30 protein-coding genes and 5 tRNA genes are annotated in these 26,970 nt (G+C 33.6%); 33 read left to right on the forward strand and 2 right to left on the reverse strand.

From position 1 onward, the window contains the following. From H510_RS20070 to H510_RS0103095, 13 genes are all read left to right on the forward strand, one after another. A complete protein-coding gene (locus H510_RS20070; protein ID WP_155977792.1) occupies positions 1-138 on the forward strand; it encodes a hypothetical protein in 138 nt (45 codons plus the stop codon). Continuing rightward, on the forward strand, positions 138-518 hold the full coding sequence (locus H510_RS0103045; protein ID WP_026902961.1) for a hypothetical protein: 381 nt from the start codon (positions 138-140) through the stop codon (positions 516-518). The genes H510_RS20070 and H510_RS0103045 overlap by 1 nt, the downstream gene beginning before the upstream one ends. A gap of 12 nt (positions 519-530) precedes the next feature. Next, the gene (locus tag H510_RS0103050; protein ID WP_026902962.1) at positions 531-806 is read left to right on the forward strand and encodes a hypothetical protein; all 276 of its coding nucleotides are present in this window, start codon (positions 531-533) and stop codon (positions 804-806) included. Between the two features lie 20 nt (positions 807-826). Beyond that, the gene (locus tag H510_RS0103055; RefSeq protein WP_026902963.1) at positions 827-1,168 is read left to right on the forward strand and encodes a hypothetical protein; all 342 of its coding nucleotides are present in this window, start codon (positions 827-829) and stop codon (positions 1,166-1,168) included. Positions 1,169-1,347: 179 nt separating this feature from the next. Beyond that, entirely contained in the window at positions 1,348-2,664 is a 1,317-nt protein-coding gene (ahcY, locus tag H510_RS0103060; protein ID WP_026902964.1) for an adenosylhomocysteinase, read from the forward strand. A gap of 111 nt (positions 2,665-2,775) precedes the next feature. Next, positions 2,776-2,925, forward strand: coding sequence for a hypothetical protein (locus H510_RS20075; protein ID WP_155977795.1), 150 nt, complete (start codon positions 2,776-2,778; stop codon positions 2,923-2,925). A 14-nt stretch (positions 2,926-2,939) separates the two neighbouring features. Next, positions 2,940-3,662 (forward strand): pyridoxine 5'-phosphate synthase, encoded by a 723-nt coding sequence (locus H510_RS0103065; RefSeq protein WP_026902965.1) that lies wholly within the window; start codon positions 2,940-2,942, stop codon positions 3,660-3,662. A 24-nt stretch (positions 3,663-3,686) separates the two neighbouring features. Beyond that, a complete protein-coding gene (locus H510_RS0103070) occupies positions 3,687-3,935 on the forward strand; it encodes a hypothetical protein (RefSeq protein ID WP_026902966.1) in 249 nt (82 codons plus the stop codon). Then, the gene (locus H510_RS0103075) at positions 3,932-4,225 is read left to right on the forward strand and encodes a type II toxin-antitoxin system RelE/ParE family toxin (RefSeq protein ID WP_026902967.1); all 294 of its coding nucleotides are present in this window, start codon (positions 3,932-3,934) and stop codon (positions 4,223-4,225) included. The genes H510_RS0103070 and H510_RS0103075 overlap by 4 nt, the downstream gene beginning before the upstream one ends. Before the next feature lie 105 nt (positions 4,226-4,330). Then, positions 4,331-7,213 carry an aminomethyl-transferring glycine dehydrogenase gene (gene gcvP / locus H510_RS0103080; protein ID WP_026902968.1) on the forward strand — a complete coding sequence of 961 codons (2,883 nt, stop codon included), beginning with the start codon at positions 4,331-4,333 and terminating at the stop codon, positions 7,211-7,213. A gap of 126 nt (positions 7,214-7,339) precedes the next feature. Then, the gene (locus H510_RS0103085) at positions 7,340-9,547 is read left to right on the forward strand and encodes an ABC transporter substrate-binding protein (protein ID WP_026902969.1); all 2,208 of its coding nucleotides are present in this window, start codon (positions 7,340-7,342) and stop codon (positions 9,545-9,547) included. A gap of 95 nt (positions 9,548-9,642) precedes the next feature. Next, positions 9,643-10,230: a YceI family protein gene (locus H510_RS0103090; protein WP_026902970.1), complete on the forward strand. Its 588-nt coding sequence runs from the start codon at positions 9,643-9,645 to the stop codon at positions 10,228-10,230. 378 nt (positions 10,231-10,608) lie between these two features. Next, entirely contained in the window at positions 10,609-11,019 is a 411-nt protein-coding gene (locus H510_RS0103095) for a response regulator (protein ID WP_026902971.1), read from the forward strand. On the opposite strand, the gene H510_RS0103100 is transcribed toward H510_RS0103095, so the two are convergent. Continuing rightward, positions 11,012-11,788, reverse strand: coding sequence for an MBL fold metallo-hydrolase (locus tag H510_RS0103100; RefSeq protein WP_026902972.1), 777 nt, complete (start codon positions 11,786-11,788; stop codon positions 11,012-11,014). The two genes, H510_RS0103095 and H510_RS0103100, sit on opposite strands and share 8 nt — an antisense overlap. A 107-nt stretch (positions 11,789-11,895) precedes the next feature. Between H510_RS0103100 and recJ the strand changes: the two genes are divergently transcribed. The 7 genes from recJ (at position 11,896) to H510_RS18140 (ending at position 19,169) form a co-directional block, all read left to right on the forward strand. Continuing rightward, positions 11,896-13,596 carry a single-stranded-DNA-specific exonuclease RecJ gene (gene recJ / locus H510_RS0103105; protein ID WP_026902973.1) on the forward strand — a complete coding sequence of 567 codons (1,701 nt, stop codon included), beginning with the start codon at positions 11,896-11,898 and terminating at the stop codon, positions 13,594-13,596. Positions 13,597-13,606: 10 nt separating this feature from the next. Next, positions 13,607-14,347, forward strand: coding sequence for an LPS export ABC transporter ATP-binding protein (gene lptB, locus H510_RS0103110; protein WP_026902974.1), 741 nt, complete (start codon positions 13,607-13,609; stop codon positions 14,345-14,347). A 40-nt stretch (positions 14,348-14,387) separates the two neighbouring features. After that, on the forward strand, positions 14,388-15,905 hold the full coding sequence (locus tag H510_RS0103115; RefSeq protein WP_026902975.1) for a GH3 auxin-responsive promoter family protein: 1,518 nt from the start codon (positions 14,388-14,390) through the stop codon (positions 15,903-15,905). Between the two features lie 69 nt (positions 15,906-15,974). After that, positions 15,975-16,547 (forward strand): RNA polymerase sigma factor, encoded by a 573-nt coding sequence (locus tag H510_RS0103120; RefSeq protein WP_026902976.1) that lies wholly within the window; start codon positions 15,975-15,977, stop codon positions 16,545-16,547. A gap of 4 nt (positions 16,548-16,551) precedes the next feature. Next, positions 16,552-17,274, forward strand: a complete 723-nt coding sequence (locus H510_RS0103125; RefSeq protein WP_211226539.1) for a hypothetical protein — start codon at positions 16,552-16,554, stop codon at positions 17,272-17,274. Between the two features lies 1 nt (position 17,275). Next, positions 17,276-18,094 (forward strand): outer membrane beta-barrel protein, encoded by an 819-nt coding sequence (locus tag H510_RS0103130; protein WP_245584782.1) that lies wholly within the window; start codon positions 17,276-17,278, stop codon positions 18,092-18,094. A 106-nt stretch (positions 18,095-18,200) separates the two neighbouring features. Further along, positions 18,201-19,169 (forward strand): ABC transporter ATP-binding protein, encoded by a 969-nt coding sequence (locus H510_RS18140; RefSeq protein WP_036691719.1) that lies wholly within the window; start codon positions 18,201-18,203, stop codon positions 19,167-19,169. Between the two features lie 28 nt (positions 19,170-19,197). Here H510_RS18140 and H510_RS0103140 read toward each other — a convergent pair whose 3' ends face one another. Further along, entirely contained in the window at positions 19,198-20,952 is a 1,755-nt protein-coding gene (locus tag H510_RS0103140; RefSeq protein WP_026902979.1) for a bifunctional lysophospholipid acyltransferase family protein/GNAT family N-acetyltransferase, read from the reverse strand. 112 nt (positions 20,953-21,064) lie between these two features. Between H510_RS0103140 and H510_RS0103145 the strand changes: the two genes are divergently transcribed. The 13 genes from H510_RS0103145 (at position 21,065) to secE (ending at position 26,961) form a co-directional block, all read left to right on the forward strand. Then, complete coding sequence (locus H510_RS0103145; protein ID WP_026902980.1) at positions 21,065-21,943, forward strand: ComEA family DNA-binding protein; 879 nt, start codon at positions 21,065-21,067, stop codon at positions 21,941-21,943. Further along, the gene (locus H510_RS0103150) at positions 21,943-22,470 is read left to right on the forward strand and encodes an adenine phosphoribosyltransferase (RefSeq protein ID WP_026902981.1); all 528 of its coding nucleotides are present in this window, start codon (positions 21,943-21,945) and stop codon (positions 22,468-22,470) included. The genes H510_RS0103145 and H510_RS0103150 overlap by 1 nt, the downstream gene beginning before the upstream one ends. A 26-nt stretch (positions 22,471-22,496) precedes the next feature. Next, entirely contained in the window at positions 22,497-23,021 is a 525-nt protein-coding gene (locus tag H510_RS0103155; protein ID WP_026902982.1) for an outer membrane beta-barrel protein, read from the forward strand. A gap of 292 nt (positions 23,022-23,313) precedes the next feature. Continuing rightward, positions 23,314-23,502 carry a 30S ribosomal protein S21 gene (gene rpsU, locus H510_RS0103165; protein WP_026902983.1) on the forward strand — a complete coding sequence of 63 codons (189 nt, stop codon included), beginning with the start codon at positions 23,314-23,316 and terminating at the stop codon, positions 23,500-23,502. Positions 23,503-23,584: 82 nt separating this feature from the next. Beyond that, a complete protein-coding gene (locus H510_RS0103170) occupies positions 23,585-24,466 on the forward strand; it encodes a tyrosine-type recombinase/integrase (protein WP_026902984.1) in 882 nt (293 codons plus the stop codon). A 14-nt stretch (positions 24,467-24,480) separates the two neighbouring features. After that, entirely contained in the window at positions 24,481-24,819 is a 339-nt protein-coding gene (hpf, locus tag H510_RS0103175) for a ribosome hibernation-promoting factor, HPF/YfiA family (protein ID WP_026902985.1), read from the forward strand. 170 nt (positions 24,820-24,989) lie between these two features. After that, positions 24,990-25,062 (forward strand) — tRNA-Thr (locus H510_RS0103180). 9 nt (positions 25,063-25,071) lie between these two features. After that, positions 25,072-25,151 (forward strand) — tRNA-Tyr (locus tag H510_RS0103185). Between the two features lie 10 nt (positions 25,152-25,161). After that, a tRNA-Gly gene (locus H510_RS0103190) sits at positions 25,162-25,234 on the forward strand. A gap of 62 nt (positions 25,235-25,296) precedes the next feature. Further along, a tRNA-Thr gene (locus tag H510_RS0103195) sits at positions 25,297-25,368 on the forward strand. Positions 25,369-25,431: 63 nt separating this feature from the next. Then, positions 25,432-26,619, forward strand: coding sequence for an elongation factor Tu (gene tuf, locus H510_RS0103200; RefSeq protein WP_026902986.1), 1,188 nt, complete (start codon positions 25,432-25,434; stop codon positions 26,617-26,619). Between the two features lie 62 nt (positions 26,620-26,681). Beyond that, a tRNA-Trp gene (locus H510_RS0103205) sits at positions 26,682-26,752 on the forward strand. Between the two features lie 14 nt (positions 26,753-26,766). Continuing rightward, on the forward strand, positions 26,767-26,961 hold the full coding sequence (gene secE / locus H510_RS0103210) for a preprotein translocase subunit SecE (protein WP_026902987.1): 195 nt from the start codon (positions 26,767-26,769) through the stop codon (positions 26,959-26,961). Positions 26,962-26,970 lie beyond the last annotated feature (9 nt).

The raw sequence follows: 26,970 nt of genomic DNA on the forward strand, positions 1-26,970 counted from the left end.
ATGATAACGACAATTGAGCAGTACAAAATTTGGATTGAGAACGCACCTTTAGAAGAAGTTATAAAGATGGGAGAAGAACTGTTAGATATTCTTAACTGCGAAATTTTAGGTGTGAAACTCTTAATAGACGAAAAGTAATGGATACTATAGAACAAATTGCGAAAGCTAGACAACTCGGTCATTTAATGAGATTTGAAGTGCAAAAAAGACCGAACAATACGGACATTGTAGAAGGCACCATACTTTACGCTGTACCTATGTGTAGTGAAAATTTATATTTTCAATTTACAGACGGTAAACCTAACACCTTTATTGTTGTAGATGATGAAAGTATAGAAGTATTAACTGTAAACCCAAATAAGAGGGTAGAAATAGAAATGATGAATGCTATTAAACCAAATATATGGGTGGTTATGTCCCGGCAAGAAAATTTGAAGGTATCTACCAGAAGATTAGAACTGTATAAACAATTTCCCCATCTATTGCCCTCAGTTAAACTTAAATTGAACGCGAACTAATAAAACACAAAAATGGAAATAACACTTTTAACCCTTAGAAACATGTTGGCTGATGCAGCTGAAATTGGAGCTCAAACAGCATTAACAAAAGCCGGTCTAATCAAGCCTTGGATAAGTAAAGCAGAAGCTTTTAGAAGATATGGTGAGAAAACTGTAAAGCGTTGGATAGCAGAAGGTCAAGTAAAACTAAGATACCCTAGCATTAATGCTGTAAAAAAGCATATCAATTTAGAAGAGATTGAAGCTGTAAATAAAGCCTATAATACCCCTATTTATAAACACTTTTAAGGTTTTTACTATATTAGGGTATGAAAACCCTAACCTTACAAATCACAAAATTAAACTTCGATGCTATTCTAGACGGTAGTCAAAAGCAAGAAGAAAGGCAAATCTGGCCTAATACAGTAAAACGATATATCGTTGACCCTGATGCGCTGGAATTGGAACTTATCAAATACGATGCTCTTTATCTCATCAATGGTAGGCAAAAGAACGCTAGACGTTTAACTGTGGAAGTATTAGATGCTGAATTGTTTTTTGAGGTAGATGAAGAAAACAAACAAATAACCTACTTTGAGAATGGGATTGAATACGATTTAGCATTTGTAAGTTATTCGCTGGGCAAAATCCTTTCAACTGAAAATTGTTAACGTCATTAGTCTTTATAATCCTTGTCATAATACGGCAAGGGTTTTTATTTGATTAGTTTTCCAATTAAACTTTATTTAGATTTGTCTAAGATAATCACGCAAGGTGTGTAAATAGTGTGCAAATATGATTTTAAAATTTGCGTAACTAATTGATTATTAAAAAATTAAATAAAACAACTATGTCATCAGTAGAGACAACTTACGTACCTTACAAAGTGAAGGATATTTCCTTGGCCGAATGGGGAAGAAAAGAAATTGAATTAGCCGAGGCAGAAATGCCAGGTTTAATGGCTCTTAGAGAAGAATTTGGCGCAAGCAAACCTTTAAAAGGAGCAAGAATTGCAGGATGCTTACACATGACCATCCAAACTGCAGTTTTAATTGAAACTTTAGTAGAATTAGGAGCAGATGTTACTTGGTCTTCTTGTAATATTTTCTCAACTCAAGATCACGCAGCTGCTGCAATTGCTGCCGCAGGTATCCCTGTTTACGCATGGAAAGGCATGAATGCAGAAGAGTTTGATTGGTGTATTGAGCAAACCTTATTCTTTGGCGAAAACCGCGAGCCTCTAAACATGATTTTAGATGATGGTGGCGATTTAACCAATATGGTTTTAGATAAATATCCAGAACTAGCAGCAGGTATCAAAGGAATCTCAGAAGAAACAACTACAGGTGTTTTACGCTTACACGATCGCGTTAAAAAAGGAACACTTCCAATGCCGGCAATCAATATTAACGATTCTGTAACCAAATCTAAATTCGATAATAAATATGGCTGTCGCGAGTCTTTAGTAGATGCTATCCGCAGAGCTACAGACGTTATGATGGCTGGTAAAGTAGCTGTTGTTTGCGGTTATGGCGATGTTGGTAAAGGTTCTGCAGACTCTTTACGTAACGCAGGTGTTAGAGTTATTGTTACAGAAATAGACCCAATTTGTGCTTTACAAGCTGCAATGGAAGGTTTCGAAGTTAAAAAGCTCGCTACCGCTATCAAAGAGGCAGATATTGTGGTAACAGCAACTGGTAACAAAGACATCGTAAGAGGCGAGCATTTTAAAGCCTTAAAAGATAAAGCTATCGTTTGTAACATTGGTCACTTCGATAACGAGATTGATATGGCTTGGTTAAACGCAAACTATGGCGATACCAAAATCGAAATTAAACCACAGGTAGATAAATATACTATTGATGGTAAAGACGTTATCGTTTTAGCAGAAGGTCGTTTAGTTAATTTAGGTTGCGCAACTGGTCACCCATCATTTGTAATGTCTAACTCCTTTACAAACCAAACTTTAGCGCAAATAGAGTTATATACAAACTCATCAGCTTACGAAAACAAAGTTTATGTTTTACCAAAAACATTAGACGAGAAAGTAGCTCGTTTGCATTTAGCAAAAATCGGTGTCGAGTTAGAAGAACTTCGTCAAGACCAAGCAGAATACATTGGTGTTACTGTACAAGGTCCTTTCAAATCAGACGCATACCGTTATTAATATTTTTAATTGTTGTCCCGATAGCTATCGGGAGACGATTAATCCAAGCCGCTCTGTACCCACAGGGCGGTTTTTTTATGTAGTTACGGAGGAGTTTTATTAAGAAAAGCAATGGCAGCATTTCATTTTAAGGCTAGTCCGGTGCTTTGCTTTACTCCTCGTCCATTTTACGTAAAAGCTACAAATGTACTGCGGGGTATCGCCCACGCCCCGGTTTATTTTTCAAAACCTGTACTAAGTATTTACAGTATCACAGCATAATGATACCTTTGTATATGTCATTAGCCAAATTATCAGTAAACATCAATAAAATAGCCACTTTAAGAAACTCAAGAGGTGGTAATAACCCTAATGTATTACAAACAGCATTAGACTGCGAGCGTTTTGGAGCACAAGGAATAACCGTACATCCTCGTCCCGATGAAAGACATATTCGCTATCAAGATGTTTACGATTTAAAAGGCCAAATCCAAACAGAATTTAACATAGAAGGCAATTGCCAAGAAGAAAAATTTGTAGAATTGGTTTTAGCAAATAAACCAGCACAAGTAACTTTAGTACCCGATGCTTTAGGGCAAATTACCTCTAACCACGGTTGGGATACTATCAAACATCAAAACTATTTACAAGATATTATTGCTGTTTTTAAGCAAGCTGGTATCAGGGTATCTATCTTTGTAGATCCTAATCCAGAAATGGTTGAAGCCGCAAAAACTACAGGTACAGATAGAATAGAACTTTATACAGAGTCTTACGCGGTAAATTATCATCAAGATAAAGAAAAAGCTATATTACCTTATGTAAAAGCAGCCGAAATGGCCAATAAAGTAGGTTTAGGCATCAATGCCGGGCATGATTTAGATTTACATAATCTTCAATATTTTGCGCAAAATATACCAGGTTTGTTAGAAGTTAGTATAGGGCATGCACTTATTTGCGATGCACTTTATCTAGGCTTAGAAAATACTATCCAAAGATATTTGTATCAGTTGAAATAATTATATTTACACAAAGCACTTATCATGACAATCTCAGCAATAAGAATCAAATTACAAGAATATATAAAAGTGGCAGATGAAAAAAAAGTCAAAGCTATTTTTGCACTTTTAGAAGATGATATTGTAAAAGATTTTAATTGGTGGGAAGATAAAGACTTAGTAAAGGATTTTGAGGACAGGGTAAAAAAATGCAAGAATGGTACAAATAAGGCCTTTTCTTTGGAAGAAATAGATGCAGATATAGAGAAAATAAAAGCTAACACTATTTCATGAGCTATAAAGTACTACTAACGAAAAAGAGTAGGAAAGAATTTCTGGATGCTTTTTGTTGGTATCAAGAACAAAAATTAGGTTTAGGTGATGATTTTAAAACCGAGATTTATAAACATCTTAATTTAATATCAGAAAATCCAAAACACTATCCCAAAAAGATAAGAGAACTAAGAGAATTGGTTGTCAAAAAATTTCCATTTATCATCATTTACAGTATAGATGAAACCTCTAGGATTATCTATATAGCTTCCATCTTTCATTTCAAAAGAAACCCAAAAAACAAGGTTTAAACTTTTAAGCTACTTGTATTTTAATCTTTACAATTTCATGCTGTTTCTATTATAAAAGCACCCTCATTTTTCATAATTTTGCGCATCTTAAAAACTTCCGTTTAAATGAAATTAAATGTTGATTATCAGGAACTGTTCGAGCAAAGGCATATTGCACCAAATGAGCAGCATACCCAAGAAATGTTAGATGCTGTTGGGGTAAATTCTTTAGAAGAACTAATTGCCCAAACAGTGCCGCAAAACATACGTCTTAAAGGTGCTATGGATTTACCTTCGGCAAAAAGTGAGTTCGAATACCTGAATCATCTTAAACAAACGGCTTCTAAAAACAAGATTTTTAAATCGTACATAGGGCAAGGTTATTACGGTGTTATTGTGCCAGGTGTTATCCAAAGAAACATTTTAGAAAACCCAGGATGGTACACGCAATACACACCTTATCAGGCAGAAATTGCGCAAGGTAGATTACAAGCGCTATTAAATTTCCAAACGATGGTTATTGATTTAACCGGAATGGAAATAGCCAATGCGTCTTTGTTAGATGAAGGAACTGCAGCTGCAGAAGCGATGTTTATGCAATATAGTTTAAGGAAAAATAATGCTGCAAAAACATTTTTCGTTTCTGAGGAAGTATTCCCACAAACCATAGATATTCTAAAAACACGTTCGCAGCCTTATGGTATAGAGCTTGTTATCGGCGACCATAGAACCGTAGAGCTAACAGAAGATATGTTTGGTGCTATTGTTCAATACCCAGCAGGTAATGGTGAAGTATTTGACTATAGCGATTTTGCTAATAAAGCTCATGAAAAAAATATAAAACTTACTGTTGCGGCAGATATTATGAGTTTAGCTTTATTAACTCCTCCAGGAGAATGGGGCGCTGATATTGTTGTAGGTACAACCCAACGTTTTGGTATTCCAATGGGTTTTGGTGGGCCTCATGCCGCTTTTTTTGCTACAAAAGAAGAGTACAAAAGGTCTATGCCAGGCCGTATCATTGGGGTAACTATTGATGCTCATGGAAATTACGCTTTGCGTATGGCCTTACAAACCAGAGAGCAACATATCAGAAGAGATAAAGCAACTTCAAATATTTGTACGGCTCAAGCTTTATTGGCTATTATGGCTGGTATGTATGCTACTTACCATGGCCCTAAAGGGCTTAAACTTATAGCAGAAAGAATACATGGTTTAGCTGTTTTATTGTCTAATGCTTTACAACAGCTAGGTTATAAACAAGAAAACCAAGCTTATTTTGATACGGTAAGGTTTAACGTAGGAGCATTGGTAAATGCTATCAAAGCAGAAGCTTTAAATAACGAAGTTAACTTAAACTACCAAGGTGAAATCGTAACCATTGCTATTGATGAGACTACCTCTGTAGCAGATATTAAAACCTTAGTAAGATTCTTTGGAAAAGTAAAAGGTATCAATCAAAATGATATAGATGTTGATGCTTTAAGAGGAGATTTAGCAAGTACTATTCCTGTTTCTTTAACTAGAACATCAGCTTATTTAACGCATCCTATATTTAATAGTCATCACTCAGAACATGAGTTGCTGCGTTATATCAAATCTTTAGAAGCAAAAGATTTATCCTTATGCCACTCTATGATAGCTTTAGGTTCATGTACCATGAAATTGAATGCTACCACAGAAATGATTCCGGTTACTTGGCCAGAGTTTGGAAATTTGCATCCTTTTGCGCCAATAGATCAAACTGGTGGTTATATGCAGATTATGGATGAGTTAAACCGTTGGTTAAGCGAAATAACCGGCTTTGCATCCATGAGCTTACAACCAAATGCTGGTGCACAAGGTGAGTATGCAGGTTTAATGGTTATCAGAGCCTATCATCAAGATAGAGGAGATTTCCATAGAAATATTGCTTTAATTCCATCTTCTGCACATGGTACAAACCCGGCTTCTGCTGCTATGGCAGGAATGAAAATCGTGGTAACTAAATGTGACGAAAAAGGAAACATTGATGTTGAAGATTTAAGAGTAAAAGCAGAAGAACACTCTGCTAACTTAAGTTGTTTAATGGTAACATATCCATCAACTCATGGTGTTTTTGAAGAGTCTATCATAGAAATCTGTGATATTATCCATCAGCATGGAGGGCAGGTTTATATGGATGGTGCCAACATGAACGCACAAGTAGGTTTAACATCTCCGGCAAATATTGGTGCCGATGTTTGTCACCTCAACTTACATAAAACATTTTGCATTCCACATGGAGGTGGTGGCCCAGGTATGGGGCCAATTGGTGTAGCTAAACATTTAGTTCCGTATTTGCCTGGGCATGCTGTGGTAGATATCGGTCAAGAAAAATCTATAAATGCAGTTTCGGCGGCACCTTGGGGTTCTGCATCTATTTTATTAATTTCTCATGCCTATATAGCTATGATGGGAGCTGAGGGCTTAACTAACGCTACTAAATATGCTATCCTAAATGCAAATTATATCAAAGCTAGGTTAGAACAAAATTATCCAGTATTATACTCAGGAGCGAATGGAAGATGTGCACATGAGATGATTTTGGATTGCCGAGAGTTTAAAACTTTAGGTATCGAGGTTACAGATATCGCTAAAAGATTGATGGATTACGGTTTCCATGCACCAACAGTTTCATTCCCTGTGGCTGGTACAGTGATGGTAGAGCCTACAGAATCTGAACCTAAACACGAGTTAGACAGATTCTGTGATGCTATGATAGCTATAAGAAATGAAATAGCTGATATTGAAACTGGTTTATTAGACAAAGCAAATAATCCTTTAAAGAATGCGCCACATACCGCTGCAATAGTAACAGGTAATGATTGGGATAAACCTTATACCAGACAAAAAGCGGCATTCCCTCTACCTTATGTGGCTCAGTATAAATTTTGGCCTTCCGTAGGTAGGGTTAATGATACCCATGGTGATAGAACTTTAATCTGTTCTTGTCCACCATTAGAAACCTACTTAGAAGAAACTGTTTAAGAAAGAGAATAACTTCATTCATAAAAAAAAGCTGGATTATCCAGCTTTTTTTGTTTAAGTTTAAAACATAAAATAAATATTTTACAAGAAAAATATTGTCATTAAAATTATGTTTCAGCTATAAGTATGCGGTTTTTAATATCATTTTTAACTAGCTTTCTTTTAGTACTTAAAATTTTAAATGCTTCTGAAAAAGACACGATTAAGCTTCAGCTCAAATGGCGTCATCAATTTCAGTTTGCAGGTTATTATGCGGCACTTATTAGAGGGTATTATAAGGAAGAAGGTTTAAATGTTCAGTTAATTTCTGGAGGTCCATCAGTATCACCTATCAATGAAGTTTTAAAAGGCAGAGCCGATGTCGCAATTTTTGATCCTAATATAATTCTTAGAAATTCTAAAAAGAATCCTTTAGTTGTTTTAGCAACTATCATGCAATCATCTCCCTATGTAGTCTTAAGTTTAAAAGAAAAAAATATATTAAAACCTTCTGATTTAATAGGTAAAACAATCTTAGCAGATCAAGATCAAGGATGGAATATTGTTAAAGCTACTTTACTAAAAGAAGGTATAAAGGAAGACTTAATAAATATAATCCCTAGAAAAAAAGATTCAGAAGAAATTGCCGACGGCAAAGCCGATGCTGTTGTTACCTATATTACCACACAACCACAAAGACTTCATCAATTAGGGTTAAAGCTCAATATGATTAGGCCAGTAGAATATGGTGTTGATTTTTATGGAGATGTTTTGTTTACAACTAGATCTTTTGCTTACCGTAATACCCAAGTAACAGATGCATTTATTAGGGCAACCTTAAAAGGCTGGGAATATGCACTAGCGCATGAAGATGAAATGATTACCTATATTCTAACATTACCAGGTGTTAAAGAGCATGGTAATAACAAAGCTTTTTTAAAGGTAGAAGCAGCGGAAGTAAGGAAGCTAATCATGCCAGATTTAGTACAAATTGGTCACATGAATTTAGGTAGATGGCAGTATATGCTTCAAATTTACCAACAATTAGGTATTGCAAACAAAGATTTAACTTTAAAGGATTTTATCTACAACGCAGAAGATCGCAGCTTAAGTAAATGGCTTAAACCCTTAATTTATCTAAGTATTGTTGTTTTAATTGTTATCGTTATTATTTCTTTTATCAATTGGCAATTGAGAAAAAGAGTTAGAGTTAAAACAGCAGAGTTATCGGCAGAAATTGAAAGTAGAAAAGCTGCCGAGAGCTTTGCTAAAAGGAATGAACAAAAGTTAAAGTTGGCTATAAAAAGTGCAAATATTGGTCTTTGGGATTGGGATTTACAGCAACAAAAAGCTTTTGTGAGTAAAGATTGGTGCAAGATCTTAGGAATAACTTATCAAGAAACATTAAATCAAATAAATTTACTGCATTATATACATCCCAATGACAGGTTAAATGTTGTTAAAAGTTTTCTACGATTTAGAAACAGTATTGAAAAGCAACAAATTGTACAATTTAGATTAAAAAGTAATCATGGAGATTATTTATATGTTATGGCCTCCTTTACTTTTGGAGAACAAATAGCTAAGCATATCGTATCAGGCATTGTGATTAATATTGATACCATTAAACGTAAAGAATTTCAACTCATCAAAGTTTCGGAAGAATTATTAAGAAGCAACAGCGAGCTTAAAAAGTTTGCTTATATCACTTCTCATAATTTAAGAGCACCCATAGTAAATCTGGAAACACTGTTTAATATGTTGCATCTTCCTGATCTAAATCACGAACAAGCCATTATTATTGATAAAATAAATATCTCCATTCAAAAACTCAGCAACGTATTAAATGATTTGATAGAAATTGTCTCTCATCAAATTGCATCAGAAAATAAATATCCAGTAAAAATTAATCTTGAAGAAGAGTTCGTAAAAGTAATTACTTCCCTAGAGCCTCAAATACTAAAAGCCAACGCTAAAATAAGATTGCATTTTGAAGAAAACTTTCTGTTTTACCCTAAGCAATATTTTGAAAGTGCTATCTATTGTTTATTAACCAATACTTTAAAATATAAATCAAATGATAGAAATTTAGAAATAAATATCTCAACACTTAAAGTAGAAAATCAAGTTATCTTAAAAGTTTCTGATAATGGTTTGGGTATTGATATGAAAAAAAATGGAGATAAAATTTTTGGTTTGTATCAAAGATTTCATGAAAATATTGAAGGTAAGGGATTAGGTTTATTTATATTAAAATCCCATTTAGAATCTTTAGGTGCGTCAATAGAAGTAAGTAGCCAATTAAATTTAGGAAGTACTTTTATACTAACATTTAACCAATCCGAATACATTTAAACTGCTTTTGATAATGTCAGTATAATGTAAATAGATATTTACATGTTTAAACATGTAAATTATTTATGTAGGTTTGCAATACAAAATTAAAAATTATGAAAAAAGGAATATTATTAATTGCTTTAGTAAGCATGATTATGGTAGCATTTAAGCCTGCCGTTGTAGAGTATAAAGTTGATACTCAAAAATCAAAAATCGAATGGATTGGTAAAAAAGTTACAGGTGAGCACCGAGGTGAAATCAAACTTTCATCAGGCGTATTAAACTATAATGGAAATGCGTTGTCTGGAGGTAACTTCATCATCAATATGAACAGCATGACAGTAACTGATTTGGAAGGTGAGATGAATGCAAAATTGTTAGGGCATTTAAAAGCCGACGACTTTTTTGGAGTAGATAAACATGCGCAATCAAAATTTACAATCACTAAAGTTACTCCTGTTAGTTCTGGAAAAGTAAATATTACTGGTAATTTAACTATAAAAGGGATTACCCAGCCTATAACATTTCCTGCCGCTGTAAGTATTAAGAATGGTGTTTTGGTAGCAGTTGCTCAAGGTGTTAAAGTAGATAGAACTAAATATGATATCAAATACGGCTCTAAAAGTTTCTTTGATAGCTTAGGAGATAAAGCAATTAATGATGATTTCGAGCTTAATATTAATTTAGTTGCTAAAAAATAAGCAATAGAATTATTTAAAATCATCAATAAGGGGATAAGTATAAACACTTTATCCCCTTTTTTTATTTTGTGTAGAAAATAATGCTTGTAATTAACCAATAGTGTATATTTGTCCCCAATAAATGTTTCCCAAATAGCATTACAACTTTAAATGTTAAATAAATACAAATTAAAATACAGTATTGTATTCCTTATATAGATTATATATGATTAATCTTTACGAATTAATATTTATGGTATAAAACTTGAGACAATTTTTAAATTATACTGTATCAATTATGATTAATGATTATAATAGCGGAATAATTTTATTAGGCTAACTCGAAACTTTATAATTAATAAAAACTTTATTTAAACTCTTTCGTAAAAGAGCCCATATATGATGAATCAAGCCTTACATATTTTAATTATTGATGATGACGAAATCAATAATTTTATAGCCGCTAAACTAATAGACAAGATACCACCAAGAGCAAAAGTTTCTACTTGTTTAAATGGACAAGAAGGGATAGATTATATTATTTCTGGGTTAAATAACCAAGAAGAGCTTCCTGATATTATTTTTTTAGATATCAATATGCCTGTTATGAATGGTTGGGAGTTTTTAGAAGAGTACGCTAAAATAGCTCATCAGCTATCAAAAAAGATAGTTATCAATATGCTTTCTTCATCTGTATACAATGATGATATCAGTAAATCAAAAACTTTTTCTACAGTAAACAAATTTATTTCTAAACCATTAACTGTAGAAAAGATAAAGAGTTTGTATGATAGTTTAGGTATTAACTAAAAGCACTTACCGTAATATTTCCTTGTTCGTCTTCTTTTACTGTACCGATAGTCCTGTTTTTAGCATGATAAAATAAGCAAATCCAATGGTTTTGTGCTGCTTTTTTACCATATTCAGTTCTTAAATCTTTAGCTAGTTTTCCATCAAAATCATATTTAGCTATAAAATTTCTTTGTAACTGTTCTGGTTCAGGCACTACATCGCCACCAAAAAAAATCTCTTGGTCTGCATTTTTTATATAATATACTTGGTGAAATTCACAATGCCCACCGGTAAGTTCATAACTAATTTCATCGGTTAAGATTCCATTTCCATCAATAAAATGAACTTGTCCTGATCTTTGTATCACATCAAAAATCTCTGTTTTATATGAGGATGATTGCTTAGCATAAGCCGTTTCCCACTCGCCCCTTTGGATAATGTATTCTGCGTTAGCAAAGCTAGGTTCTAATTTGCCCTGATTATTCCAAACCATCCCACCACTATGGTCATAATGTAAATGAGACATTAAAACTTTAGTAACATCATCCGGATGATAACCTGCTTTTTTAATATTTTCATGTAAAATAAGATTGCCTTTCTCATCATGATAACCTAAACCCGTATCTAGAATTAATAATTCCTTTTCAGTTTTAATCAAAAACGGATTGATGTGTATAAACAATGAAGCAGGTCTTTCGCTTGCTTTATGAATGCTAGGGTCAAAGGGGATAAATTTCTTTGATGAATCTACAGAGTATGAACCTTCTTTAAGTGCTATAATTTCCAAAATGCTAGTTTTTTGTAATTTAAATAAGACATAATCAGTGGCTTACAATTCTTTTTTATGGAGCTTATTGATTATTGTATCTTTACTGTGTTACATTGCGCAAATATATGGAAAAAAGGTGGGTAGAGCATTCGATACAAGATATAGAAACTGTTAAATTACTCTCAGAAGAGTTAAATATAGATGAGATTTTAGCTCAAATGTTGGTTGCCAGAGGTATAAAAACTTTTGAGCAAGCTAAACTATTTTTTAGACCATCTTTGGATGATTTGCATGACCCATTTTTAATGAATGGGATGGAAGAAGCCGTATCCAGAATACAAAGAGCCATCAAAAACCAAGAGCATATTTTAATTTATGGAGATTATGATGTTGATGGTACAACTTCTGTAGCTTTAACCTATTCTTTCTTTAAAGATTTATATCCTCATTTAACTTATTATATTCCAGATAGATATGTAGAGGGCTATGGTATATCAACACAAGGGATTGATTATGCCACTCATCATGGTATAAGCCTTATAATAGCTTTAGATTGTGGTATCAAATCTATTGATAAGGTTGAGTATGCAAAAGAAAAGGGAATAGATTTTATCATTTGCGACCATCACCTACCGGGAGATGAAATTCCGGATGCTGTTGCTGTGCTAGACCCAAAACGTAAAGATTGTCATTACCCATATAAAGAGCTTTCTGGTTGTGGTTTAGGCTTTAAACTAATTCAGGCTTTTGCATCTAGAAATAACATCCCACAAGAAAAGGTGTTAAAATATCTTGATTTGGTAGTGGTAAGTATTGCTTCGGATATTGTGCCTATTACTGGAGAAAATAGAATTTTAGCGCATTATGGTTTAAAAAAACTTAACTCAGACCCATGTAACGGTTTAAAAGCTTTAATTGAGTTGTCTGGTAAAGCCGATGATTTTACCATCACAGATATTGTTTTTTCTATTGGCCCTAGAATTAATGCCGCTGGTAGAATTGATGATGCCAAACAAGCGGTTAAACTTTTAATAGCTTCCTCAACGCAATTGGCAGAGGATGCTGGCTTTATCATTAACCTCAAAAATTCTGAACGTAAAGAGTTTGATAATAATATTACAGAGCAAGCGCTTAACATGATTTTAAACTCTCCAGAAATGGAAAAAAGAAAATCAACCGTTGTTTACCATGAGACTTGGCATAAAGGTGTGATAGGAATTGTAGCGAGTAGACTAACAGAGAAATATTATCGTCCAACAATTGTTTTAACTCAGTCTAACGGACATATTGCAGGTTCGGCAAGGTCTGTTTTGGGGTATGATTTGTATGAAGCTTTATGTGAGTGTAGCGATTTGTTAGAGCAATTTGGCGGACATAAATACGCCGCAGGTTTAACCATGAAACCAGAGAACTTACCTGCTTTCATCCATAAATTTGAAGAGGTTGTATCTGCTACCATTACCGATGATATGCTTATCCAAGTAATAGAAGCAGAAAAATGTATAGATTTAAAAGATATTAATCCTAAATTTTTCAGGATATTAAAGCAGTTTGCTCCTTTTGGTCCTCAAAATATGGCACCTGTTTTTATCAGTAGAAATGTATATTCGTACGGCTATGGCTCTATTGTTGGTAATAACCATTTAAAAATGAGTGTTAGACAAAAAGATAGTCAAGTTTTTGATTGTATAGCCTTTGGTTATGGAGATTTTTTAGAGCAAATTAACAGAGGTATACCTTTTGATATTTGTTACACTATAGAAGAGAATGTATGGAAAGATAAACGTTCAATACAATTAAACATCAAAGGCATTAAAACCTATTAGGTTAAAATTTATGATATTAAGAGCAGAAAATCTAATTAAAAAATATAAGCAAAGAACTGTTGTAAATAACGTTTCTTTTCATGTAGGGCAGGGAGAAATTGTAGGTTTACTTGGCCCAAATGGAGCAGGCAAAACAACTTCATTTTACATGATAGTGGGTTTGATAAGACCAAATGAAGGCAATGTTTTTTTAGAAGATGAAAATATCACCCAAGACCCAATGTACAGAAGAGCGCAAAAGGGTATAGGCTACTTAGCGCAAGAAGCTTCTGTATTTAGAAAACTCACCGTAGAAGATAATATCAAAGCTGTTTTAGAGATGACGCAACTCTCCAAAACAGAACAAAAAGATAAATTAGAACAACTTATTGATGAATTTAGCCTCCATAAAGTAAGAAAAAACCGTGGCGATTTATTATCGGGTGGCGAGAGAAGAAGAACAGAAATTGCCAGAGCTTTAGCCGCAGACCCAAAGTTTATTTTATTAGACGAACCTTTTGCAGGGGTAGACCCTATTGCGGTAGAAGAAATTCAAACTATTGTTGCCAGACTAAAACATCGCAATATTGGGATTTTGATTACCGATCATAATGTAAACGAAACCTTATCTATTACAGATAGAGCTTATTTATTAGCAGAAGGTAAAATTATGCTTGCTGGCACTCCTCAAGAAATTGCGGATAATGAAATGGCTAGGAAGTTTTATCTAGGACAGCATTTTGTACTTAAAATCAAGAATTTTAAAGTTTAAAAACTATATCTCTTACATTCAAAGTAGCCCATAGCCCATTATGACAATTGTAAATTCTTTTCTTAACTGGATTATGAAAAAGCGTATGCACCAGATAGAGCTTTTCATGAAATATCCTAATGAAGTACAAGAAGAATGGTTAAATACTTTGGTAAACTCAGCAGAAAATACAGAGTGGGGTAAGCTTTACGATTATAAATCCATAGAAAACGAGCGTCAATTTAAAGAGCGTGTACCCTTGCAAAGTTACGATACTTTAAAGCCTTTTATAGAAAAAATGCTAAAAGGCGAGCAGAATATACTTTGGCCATCAGAAATTAAATGGTTTGCCAAATCATCGGGTACCACCAGCGATAGAAGTAAATTTATCCCTGTAAGTGAGGAAGCTTTAGAAGAATGTCATTTTAAAGGAGGTAAAGATATGCTGGCTATTTATTGTAACAATAGACCAGACGCCAAGATGTTTACTGGTAAAAGTTTGGTTTTAGGAGGTAGCCACCAAATCAATCAATTAAGTCCCGATTCCTTCTATGGGGATTTATCAGCCGTTATCATAAAAAACTTGCCTATATGGGCAGAAATGATGCGTACGCCAGATATGTCTATTGCTTTAATGGATAACTACGAGGAGAAGATTGAAAAGATGGCCAGAGCAACTATGGAAGTTAATGTAACCAATATTGCTGGTGTACCAACCTGGACTATCGTTCTTGCAAAACGCATTTTAGAACTTACGGGTAAAAATAACCTCATGGAAGTTTGGCCTAATTTAGAGCTTTATGTACATGGTGCAGTAAATTTTGAACCTTATCAAGAACAATTTAAAATGCTTATTCCTAACGAGCAAATGTATTATCTGGAAACCTATAATGCATCTGAAGGCTTTTTTGGGATACAAGATCAAAGTGAAGATAAAGATTTATTACTGATGCTTGATTATGGTATTTATTACGAGTTTTTACCAATGGAGCATTTTGATGAGGAAAACCCTGAGACATTATCCCTAAGCGAGGTTGAGCTTAATAAAAATTACGCCATCATCATCAGTACCAATGCCGGTTTATGGAGGTATGTTATTGGTGATACAGTAAAGTTTACTTCATTAGACCCTTACCGAATAAAAATAACTGGAAGAACTAAACATTTTATTAATGCATTTGGCGAGGAGGTTATCATAGATAATGCTGAAAAGGCACTTACTAAAGCTTGTGCGGAAACCAATGCTATTATTAAAGATTATACTGCCTGCCCAATTTATTTCCAAGGTAATGAGGCTGGCGGTCATGAATGGATCATAGAGTTTGAAAAGAAACCTAACGAGTTTAATAGATTTGTTGATATTTTGGATAATACTTTACGCGAAGTAAACTCTGATTATGACGCTAAAAGATTTAAAGATATGGCTTTAAGAAGACCAACAGTACATATTGCTCCTGATGATACTTTCTATAAATGGTTGAAACAGAAAGGGAAATTAGGCGGACAACACAAGGTTCCAAGATTGGCAAACAACAGAACTTATGTTGATGAAATCTTACAAATCATACAAAGTTCATAGCCATTTAAAAAATAATTAAACCCACATGCAACCTATCTTATAAATTCATCATCTACCTTATATAACACGATGAATTTGCAGCACAAATACTCTCAGGAAGAAATTATTAAAGGATGCCAGGCAGGCGAAAGACGTTATCAAGAGTTGCTGTATAAGATGATGTCTTCTAAAATGCTAGGTGTTTGTATGCGTTACGCTAAAGATCAATTTGAAGCAGAAGATATGATGCAAACTGCTTTTGTAAAGGTATTTAAGAATATAAATGCGTACCGCGGAGAAGGTTCTTTTGAGGGCTGGATAAGAAGAATAATGGTAAATACTTCTATAGAAGTGTACCGTAAAAATTTAAGAAGTTTAAATATTGTTGATATAGATGAAACACATGATCATCAGGCCTCAACAGCATTTGATATGAGTAGATTAAATATTGCAGACTTAATGAAGTTGATAAGAAATCTTTCTGATGGTTATAGATTAGTATTTAACATGTATGCTATAGAAGGATATTCGCATAAAGAAATAGCAAAAGAACTAGGCATTACAGAAGGAGCATCAAAATCCCAGTTAAGTAGAGCTAGAGCAATATTAAGAGAACAAATTTTAAAAATGGAGGGAAACAGTTATGGAACCAATGTCGGATAAAGAATTGGATCTTTTATTCAAATCTAAATTTGAAGATTATGAAGTAGAGCCATCAGTTTCAAGCTGGTCTAAGATAGACGAACAGCTATCTATTAAGCCTATGCAACGCAGAAAAGTTCCTTTTCTATGGATGGCAGCTGCTAGTGTATTAGTTGTTTTGGGTTTAGGTTTAATATTTTGGAATAAACCGCAGGAGCAAATTATGTTAAAAGGTAAGCCAGCTATTGACGAAGGAAATATCTTGATTGCTGAAAATAATAGTACTAGTTCAAGTAATGAGGTTAACACTAATACTAAGCAAGCCAACCTGCAATCAGGAAATCAAGAAAGTGAAGTGCAAAAAATAACTCAATCTGTTTCAGAACAAAATGGTTTGCAAGAAGAAAATCTTTTTGCATCCATACAAACAGATAAGTCAGGAATACAAGAAGAACAAGAGCTTGTAACACGTACAGAACCAGTTAAAAGAATCACGGTAACAGAGCTAATACTTCTTGAGGAAGAAAATGCAGTAAAAACTGATAAAATTAAATCGAGCATGTTTTCTTCTTTTAATGAAGATAACCAATCATCAGAAAAAATAAGATCTGTAGGAGATTTGGTAAATTTTGTTATCGCAAAAGTTGATAAAAGAGAGCAAAAACTTATCAGAATTAGTAAAACAGACGAAAGTGATATAGAAATAACAGGAATTAATCTAGGACTCTTTAAATATAAAAAAGACTAAAATGATGAAACAATTCATACTTGTAACATGCAGCATTTTTTCTATCGCAGCATTTTCTTATGCCCAAACGGCAGACTCAGTGATGGTTAAAAAAGAAAGAAAAGCCCATTTAGAAATAGGGAAAGAGGGAGTTAATATTCATATTGGTAAATCAGATTCAACTCAAAAAGATAAAAAGGGAAGTTTTCCCAAAGTAAGTTTTGGATTTAACTTTGAGCATTTTGATATCGGTTTAAGCAAATATCATAACAATGGTGATTTCGGGTTCCCAAATAGCTATGATTTTTTAGAGCATAACAACTGGAAAACGCATACTTTTGGTTTTGATATTCTGCAATTTGGAGTAAGGTTTAATCCAAATTTTAAAATAGCGCTTGCCGGGGGGATAGATTGGAATCATGTAAGACTTGAGAAAGATGTAACCATCAGACCAGATTCGCCCGTGTTAACAGCTGACCCATCCTCAGAAACGAATTTAAAAAAGAATAGATTTTCTAGTAGATACGTAAGAGTCCCTTTGTATTTTGAATATAGAAGTAACCAAGGTAAGGATGGGAAAAGATTTTCTGTAGTAGCAGGTCCGGAAGTAGGTTTCCTGATAGATGGCAAGGTTAAACAAAAGACTGATGGCGGCGAGAAAATCAAAGTTAAAGATGATTTTAATTTTAACCAATTTAGATATGGTGCCAATCTTAGGCTAGGTTATGGTGGCGCAGGTTTATTCTTTAAATATTACCTTAACGATGTATTTGCAGAATCAGAGGCTCCTGGTTTAGAAGGGTATAAAAACCTTTCATTTGGATTAACTTTCGGATTTTAACCTGTAATAATATGATGTGTGTAAAAGCTCTGTTTTGATACAGGGCTTTTTTTATTCTTTCATTTATCAACACGATGATTATATTTACTAAGTAAACAATAAGATTTTGCCTTTAATTAGTGTAAGTAATATTTATAAGAACTTTACAAAGACCTCTCATTCTGGTGTTTCCGGAATTAGCCTTGATATTCATGAAGGTGAAATTGTGAGTATTGTAGGAGAAAGTGGAAGCGGTAAAACAACTTTATTAAAGCTAATTTATGGTTATCTTATTCCTCAGGAAGGTGAAATCCTTTTTGAAGGTAAGCGTGTATTGGGACCCACAGAAAAGTTGATTCCAGGGCATGATGAAATGAAAATGGTTACGCAAGAACTTACCTTAAACCTTTATGCTAGGGTTTATGATAATATATCGTCTCTGCTATCTAATACTGATTTAGATGTTAAAAGAGATTTAACCATGCAAACCATGGAATTCTTAAGAATAGACCATTTGGCCTATAAAAAAATTGTTGAATTAAGCGGCGGCGAGCAGCAACGCGTAGCTATAGCAAGGGCGGTTATTACCGAGCCTAGAGTGTTATTATTAGACGAACCTTTTAGTCAGGTTGATTCCATTCTAAAAAAACAATTAAGAGATGATATAGAACGCTTAGCTCGTTTCTTAAAAATAACAGTTATCATGGTATCTCATGATCCTAACGATGGTTTATCATTATCTGATAAGTTGGTGATTGTAAAAGAGGGGAAAGTAGTTAGAGAAGGTAAACCACAAGAAATTTATCACCACCCACAACATGCTTACGTGGCTCAGCTTATTGGTAAAGCCAATATTTTAGAAGGTTTATCATTTTTAGAAAAAGGTAAGTATGCTGTTTACCCTCAGGATGTTGTTGTGAAAAAAGATGGTATAGCTGCTAAAGTTAAATCAGTTCATTTTGGAGGTTTATATCAAGAAGTTGAATATGTAATTGAAGATAAAATCATATTATCTTATGATTTTGATTTTCTACCGTTATCTAGAGGCGATGAAATAAACATTGCTTTTAAAAAGCTAATAGCGTTGGATTCTTAATAAAAATCGGAGCATAAATTGGGTAAAATCAAAGATTTTTACCCAGTTTTTCTATCATATCTTGAGGGATATTTTCTAAATCCAAAACCAAAAAACCATCTAAACTATCAGAGAATTTAGGGTCAATATTAAAACAAATAATCTTAGCATTTAAGGCGATATATTGCCTTAGCAAAACAGGAATTTTAATATGATTGCTCTCTACTTCAGCAATTAAACTATCTAGGTTTTTAAGAGAGTTACTGTTAGCCGTTAGTATATCAGCATCAATTTTAGAAAAGTCTACCTTAAATTGTTTTCTAGGTTTAACCATTTGTGCCATTTCGTGGTCAAAATGATTACGGTAAATAAAATCCACAATCAAAGATTTAGAAAATTTACTAAAAGTATTACTGATGGATACAGGACCAATCAAATATTTATATCTAGGATTATCAATCAGAAATTTAAGAATCCCTTTCCACAGTAAAAACAGTGGTAAAGGTTTTTGTTGATATTCTTTTCTTATCCAAGAACGCCCAAGTTCTAAACTATTTCTTAAAACAACACTAAACTGAGACTTTATCTTAAACAATTCGGCAGTGTAAAAGCCTTTTTTGCCATAGCTGTAAAAAATTTCATCGCCTTTTCCAATTCTATATGCTCCAACAACCATTTTTTGCTCAGTATCCCAAATAAATAAATGGTTGTAATAAATATCATAACTATCTAAATCGATAGATTTATTAGTGCCTTCTCCAACTTCCCTAAAAGTAATTTCTCTTAATCTTCCTATTTCTTTAATGATGTTAGGGATATTTTGAGTAGGGGTGATGTAAACCTCATAGTTTTTCTCTGTCCACACCAAACACTCACCACGCAAGTCCTCAATTTCTTTTTCCATCAAAGGTGTTTCAATAGGAGGAATAATATCTTGAGATTGCTTTAAAATTTTAAATAAATTAGCACTGCTAAAAATTTTTCGCTCGTTTTCTAATCCGGCACCTAAAGCATAAGTTTTGGCTCTTAAAAAAGCCAATAGAGCGCTGTTATTATCGTTATTAGGGATTTCTTCAAATTTTATAGGTTTCCCTATTCTTACATGGATGGTATGCCCCTTTTTATTAAACAATTCTGATGGTAGTTTAGCAGTTCTTAAAGCAGGGTGTATGAGTGATAATAAGTTAAATAACAAACCATTATTACCATGAAAATAAATAGGCACCACCGGAACTTTAGATTTAGATATCAATTTACCCACTACCAGATGCCACAGCTTATCTGTTACTTGCTGTTGTTCTAATTTAAAGGTAGATACCTCGCCAGCCGGAAAAATCCCAATAGGAGTACCGCCATTTAATAAGCCTAAAGTTGTTTTTATACCGCTAATACTGGATGAGTGATCTATATTTTCAAACGGATTTACAGCTACAAAAAAATCACTCAGGTTAGGTATTTTCTTCAATAAGAAATTTGCCATTACCTTGGCTTCTGGCCTTATGGTACAAAGTATTTTTATCAAAACCAAACCTTCTATGCCGCCATAAGGATGATTTGCTACACTTATAAAAGCACCATCAAGTGGGAGATTTTTTAAATCGCTTTCTTTAATCTCTACTTTAACACCTAAAAGTCTTAAAATTTCATCTACAAAATCCACGCCCTCAAAATCGGCTGCTTTAGCAAATGTTTCGTTAATATCATTTATTTTCATGATTTCCATTAACAAGTAAGCCAATCCGGGCATTCTAAGCTTGTTAATTTTAGTAGCTTTCGCAAATTCTTCTGTCGTAATTATTTTCATCAGAATTGGTCGGTTTTTTATGCAAATATCAACTCTTTTAATAGATATTAGCTAATTAAATTTTTATTGATAGTATTAAAAATAATTCTTTAATTTGATTTATTATCTACGTATGAATCAAAAATTTAAAGAATACTTTAGTATTTCTCGTCAGGAATACAGAGGTGTATTGGTGTTATTTATATTAATTGGGATACTTTTTAGCCCTTATGTTTATGAACGTTTCTTTTTCAAGCCTTTAGAAATAAAAATAGAAACCATTAAGCCCGCTTTAACCCAAATTGATAAATATAAAAATATAGGCGATGAAAATCATGAAGAAGAATTTCATAAACCTATTTTATTTAAGTTTAACCCCAACCATTTACCAGTGGAGGATTGGATAAAGCTAGGGCTATCAGAAAAGCAGGCTCTTTCTATTAAAAAATATGAAGCCAAAGGAGGCAAGTTTTATAAGAAGGAGGATGTTAAAAAAATGTATGCTATTTCTCCTGCTATGTACCAACGGTTAGCACCTTATATAGACATACCAGAAAATAAAAAGGAGGCTTATACCACTTACGATAGGAAGGAGTCTTTCCCTAAAAAGGCTTTTGTTATGGTTGATGTAAATAATGCAGATTCATTACAGTTATTAAACATCAAAGGAATAGGCCCTGCATTTGCCTCAAGAATTATAAAATATAGAAATAGGTTAGGAGGTTTTATTAGAAAAGAGCAACTCATGGAAGTTTACGGATTAGATTCTGTTAAATATGCTCAAATAGAAAATCAGATTTTGATAGATAAAGAGAAAATTACACCCCTCCATATCAATACAGCTGAATTTGCAGACATAAAGAGGTTTCCATATCTGTCTTATAAACAAATGAATGCTATTATCGCTTACCGTAAACAACATGGTGCTTATAAATCCATTACAGATTTAAGTAAAATCCACATCTTAAATCCCGAAATAATCAGTAAAATTGCTCCATATATCCAATTTTGATGATTGAACAAAAAATAAAGGAAGCCGTAAGAGATGTTATGGATTTTCCGAAGCCAGGTATTGTTTTCAAAGACATTACACCTATTCTAAAAAATCAAGAATTATGTACTCAAATTATTGATTCTTTTGTAATACAATTAAAGGAGTTAGACTTTGATGCTATAGCAGGTATAGAAAGCAGAGGCTTTTTATTTGGATTGATGTTAGCCAATAGGTTAAATAAGCCTTTTATTCCAATTAGAAAAGCAGGTAAATTACCTTATAAAACCGTAAAACAAAGCTATAATCTAGAATACGGCTCTGCTACTATAGAAATGCATGAAGATGCTTTTGAACCAGGAACCAAAATCTTAATTCATGATGATTTATTAGCTACCGGAGGAACTGTTGAAGCTACATCTTTGTTGATACAAAAAATGAAAGGCAAGATAGCAGGCTTTTCTTTTATCATTAGCCTAGATTTTTTAAAGGGTAAGGATTTAATTAAGCCTTATGCTGATAAAGTTGTGGCTTTGGCAGAGTATTGATTAAAAAGTTTAATTAAAATCTAAATATGAAAAACAGCTTACTATTATTACTGTTATTTGGTGCTGCACTCACCAACGCCCAAGACCTTCATAGAAAAGGCTTTTTTAACAAAACTAAATTAGGTGTAGCCATACGAATGAATACATCTCCATCTTATTCTGGTATTAGGGATGCAGGAAACGGTACAGAAATTACCACCATAAATGGTTGGCATATCAATAAGCATGTTTCATTAGGTTTAGGGTTAAGTACATCTTCTTACATCAATCCAACTTTAACTTCTTACCCTGTATTTGCAAATGCACATTACTATTTTAAAGAAAGCTTTAAAACGCCTTACACTTTTACAAATTTAGGCTATGGCATTACATCTAACAGATATGATGGAGGCTTACTATATGAGATAGGTGCAGGCTACAATCTTAAATTAGGCAAGAAAACAGCCCTAACACCAGAAATATCTTATAAATATCAAGATTTTAGATATAAAATATCTGATGATAAAATAGCTTTAAGTTCTATAGCATTAGGTATAGGCATTCTTTTTTAACTTTTTGATGTACAGCCTTTTACTTTTAAATAAATATTAATTAATAATACAACTCTGAAAAACATCACAAAAAGAGATTTAAAATCCTTTTTATTAAGCTTTGCAATAATGTTTTTAATTGAGCTAATTTTAAATTGGAGTGATTTTGAACGAGGTTATCAAGATGGTAAACCTTATCCTAAAGAGATTGATAAATAGCTTATTAAATAAATCTTTCAAAACTTGCAAAATACAATCTCACTCATTACCTTTGCAATCCATTAAAAATGAATAGAAGGGTGGTATTTAAAAAATGATTATTATCAACGTAAAAGACGGAGAATCAATTGATAGAGCTTTAAAGCGCTTCAAAAAGAAATTCGAAAAAACAGGTGTTTTAAGAGAGCTTCGTAGTCGCCAGGCTTATGAAAAGAAGTCTGTTGCCCGTAGAATGGAAGTTAAACACGCTATTTACAAACAAGGCTTAAACTTAGAATCTTAATAAATAACAATTTATTAAATAGATTTTTACATTATATAAAAACTATTTGTATATTCAATTTCGGATAAACAAATAGTTTTTTATGTTTTTAGAGCGTTTTTTTAATTATCTACAGTACGAAAAAAGGTATTCCAAGCATACCTTAACTGCTTATAAAAACGATTTACTACAATTTGAAAATTTCCTTAAAGAATTTGAATCAGATATTCTAACTGTTAATCATCAACAAATAAGAAATTGGATGATTACTTTACTAGATGATGGCATAGAGGCTAGATCTGTAAATAGAAAAATATCTACACTAAGAGCTTTTTATAAATTCCTAGTAAAAGAGGAGGTGCTATCCATCAATCCTGTATTAAAAATACAGACACCTAAGGTTGCAAAAAAATTACCGGTTTTTGTAGAAGAGTCCAAGCTTATCGCTTTATTAGATAGCACCAGTGCTTTTGAAGATAGCTTTACAGGTGTTAGAGATAAATTGATATTAGAGCTATTATTTGGTACGGGCATGCGATTAAGCGAGCTTTTAGGTTTAACCATTGCTTCAATAGATTTAAACCATCAAACCATAAAAGTTCTGGGTAAAAGAAACAAAGAAAGAATTATTCCTATCCACCATTCTCTGGTAAATCAAATAAAAAGTTATTTAACAGAAAGATTAGCTATCGTTGCGGATACAAATACAACATCCTTCATCGTTACAGAAAAAGGAGAACAAGCTTATGCAAAACTAATTTATAGAGTTGTGCAGCGTTATTTAAGTTTAGTAACTACACAAGATAAAAAAAGTCCACACCTGTTAAGGCATAGTTATGCAACATCGTTATTAAACCATGGGGCAGATATCAACGCCATCAAAGAGTTGTTAGGGCATGCAAGTTTAGCTGCTACACAAGTTTACACGCACAATTCTATAGAGAGAATTAAAACAATTTATAAACAAGCCCATCCAAAGGCTTAAAAACAGGAGGTAAAATGAAAATCGGAGTTCAATCCATCCACTTCAATGCCGACAAAGATTTATTGGCATTCATTCAAAAAAAAGCAAACAAATTAGATTTGTTTTTTGACCAGATTATTGGCGGAGATGTTTATTTAAAATTAGATAATGTCTCTGATGAAGCTAATAAAATCACGGAAATTAAGTTAATGATACCAGGTAATACCTTATTTGCAAAAGAACAATGTAAAAGCTTTGAAGAAGCAACAGACTTAGCCATAGAATCTTTAAGAAAACAAATAAATAAACATAAAGAGAAAATTAAAGCTCATGAGAGTAATCATAAGCAAATTATTTCTCAAGCTATAAACTAGCTATATAATTCATTATCAACAGCCTTGAAACGGCCTTAATCGATGATTGTAAAAATCATCGATTTTTTTTTAAAAAAAATTTTGTTCGAATAGTAATTTTTGTACTTTTGCAGTCCCTCAAGCACAGGTCTTCTGGGATAAAAAAAGAAAGTTCTTTAAATTTAATAAAAGCCTCCTTAGCTCAGCTGGTAGAGCAACTGACTTGTAATCAGTAGGTCATTGGTTCGATTCCGATAGGAGGCTCAAGAGTGCGGGGGTATCGCATAGCGGCAATTGCGGCGGACTGTAAATCCGCTCCTTCGGGTTCAGTGGTTCGAGTCCACTTACCCCCACAATTAACATGCGGAAGTAGCTCAGTTGGTAGAGCGATAGCCTTCCAAGCTATAGGTCGCGAGTTCGAACCTCGTCTTCCGCTCACTTATTAAAAATAATATAGCCGCCTGTTTTAAAATTAGGCAGGGCTTTTTTTGTTTAAAAGCCGATGTAGCTCAGCGGTAGAGCACTTCCTTGGTAAGGAAGAGGTCATGGGTTCAAGTCCCATCATTGGCTCGATAAGATAGAGATTAAAAAAATTAAAGTATATAAAATTAACCTACTAATAAGTACAAAATCATGGCAAAAGAAAAATTTGACCGTAGTAAACCACACTTAAACATCGGTACAATCGGTCACGTTGACCACGGTAAAACTACATTAACCGCAGCTATCACTAAAGTATTAGCTGATGCAGGTTTATCTGAAGCTCGTTCATTTGATTCAATTGACTCAGCTCCTGAAGAAAAAGAAAGAGGTATCACTATCAATACAGCACACGTAGAGTATTCTACTGCTAACCGTCACTATGCACACGTTGACTGTCCGGGTCACGCGGATTATGTGAAAAACATGGTTACTGGTGCTGCTCAGATGGATGGTGCTATCCTTGTTGTTGCTTCAACAGATGGTCCAATGCCTCAAACTCGTGAGCACATTCTATTAGCTCGTCAGGTTGGTGTACCAGCTCTTGTTGTTTTCATGAACAAAGTAGATATGGTTGACGATCCAGAGTTATTAGAGCTTGTTGAAATGGAAATCCGTGAGTTATTATCTTTCTATGATTTCCCTGGTGATGACATTCCTGTAATCCAAGGTTCTGCTTTAGGTGGGTTAAATGGTGATGCTAAATGGGTTGGTAAAATCATGGAGTTAATGGATGCTGTAGATAACTTCATTCCAATTCCACCAAGATTAACAGATCTTCCTTTCTTAATGCCTGTTGAGGACGTATTCTCAATCACTGGTCGTGGTACTGTTGCAACTGGTCGTATAGAAAGAGGTGTTATTAACTCTGGCGAGCAAGTGGATATCTTAGGTATGGGTGCTGAGAACTTAAAATCTACAGTTACTGGTGTTGAGATGTTCCGTAAGATATTAGATAGAGGTGAAGCTGGTGATAACGTAGGTTTATTATTGCGTGGTATTGAGAAAACTGATATCCGTCGTGGTATGGTTATCTGTAAGCCAGGTTCAGTAACTCCTCACACAGATTTCAAAGCTGAGGTTTACGTATTATCAAAAGCAGAAGGTGGACGTCATACTCCATTCTTTAACAAATACCGTCCTCAATTCTATTTCCGTACAACAGACGTAACTGGTGAAATCACTTTACAAGAAGGTGTAGAAATGGTTATGCCTGGTGATAACGTAACAATCAATGTTAAATTGATTAACGCAATCGCAATGGAAAAAGGTCTACGTTTCGCTATCCGTGAAGGTGGTAGAACAGTAGGTGCTGGTCAGGTAACTGAAATTGTAGCTTAATTTTAAGCATCATAAATATTTGAAAGCTAAGGTATTTAATGCCTTAGCTTTCTTTAACAAAAACGGGAATAGTTCAACGGTAGAATAGAGGTCTCCAAAACCTTTGATCAGGGTTCGAATCCTTGTTCCCGTGCTAAAGCAATACAAATGGCTAATTTTGCAGAATATATTAAAGAATCTTACACAGAGCTTACTGAAAAAGTAACTTGGCCAACTTGGGGTGAATTGCAGAATAGTGCTATCATAACCTTAGTGGCTTCTCTTATCATTGCATTAATCATATTTGCAATGGATGAGTCTGCAGGTAATCTGATTAAATTAATTTATAAGTCATTCGTATAATATAATTAA

Origin of the sequence: Pedobacter glucosidilyticus DSM 23534, assembly GCF_000425145.1 — a bacterium.
GTDB classification, from domain to species: domain Bacteria; phylum Bacteroidota; class Bacteroidia; order Sphingobacteriales; family Sphingobacteriaceae; genus Pseudopedobacter; species Pseudopedobacter glucosidilyticus.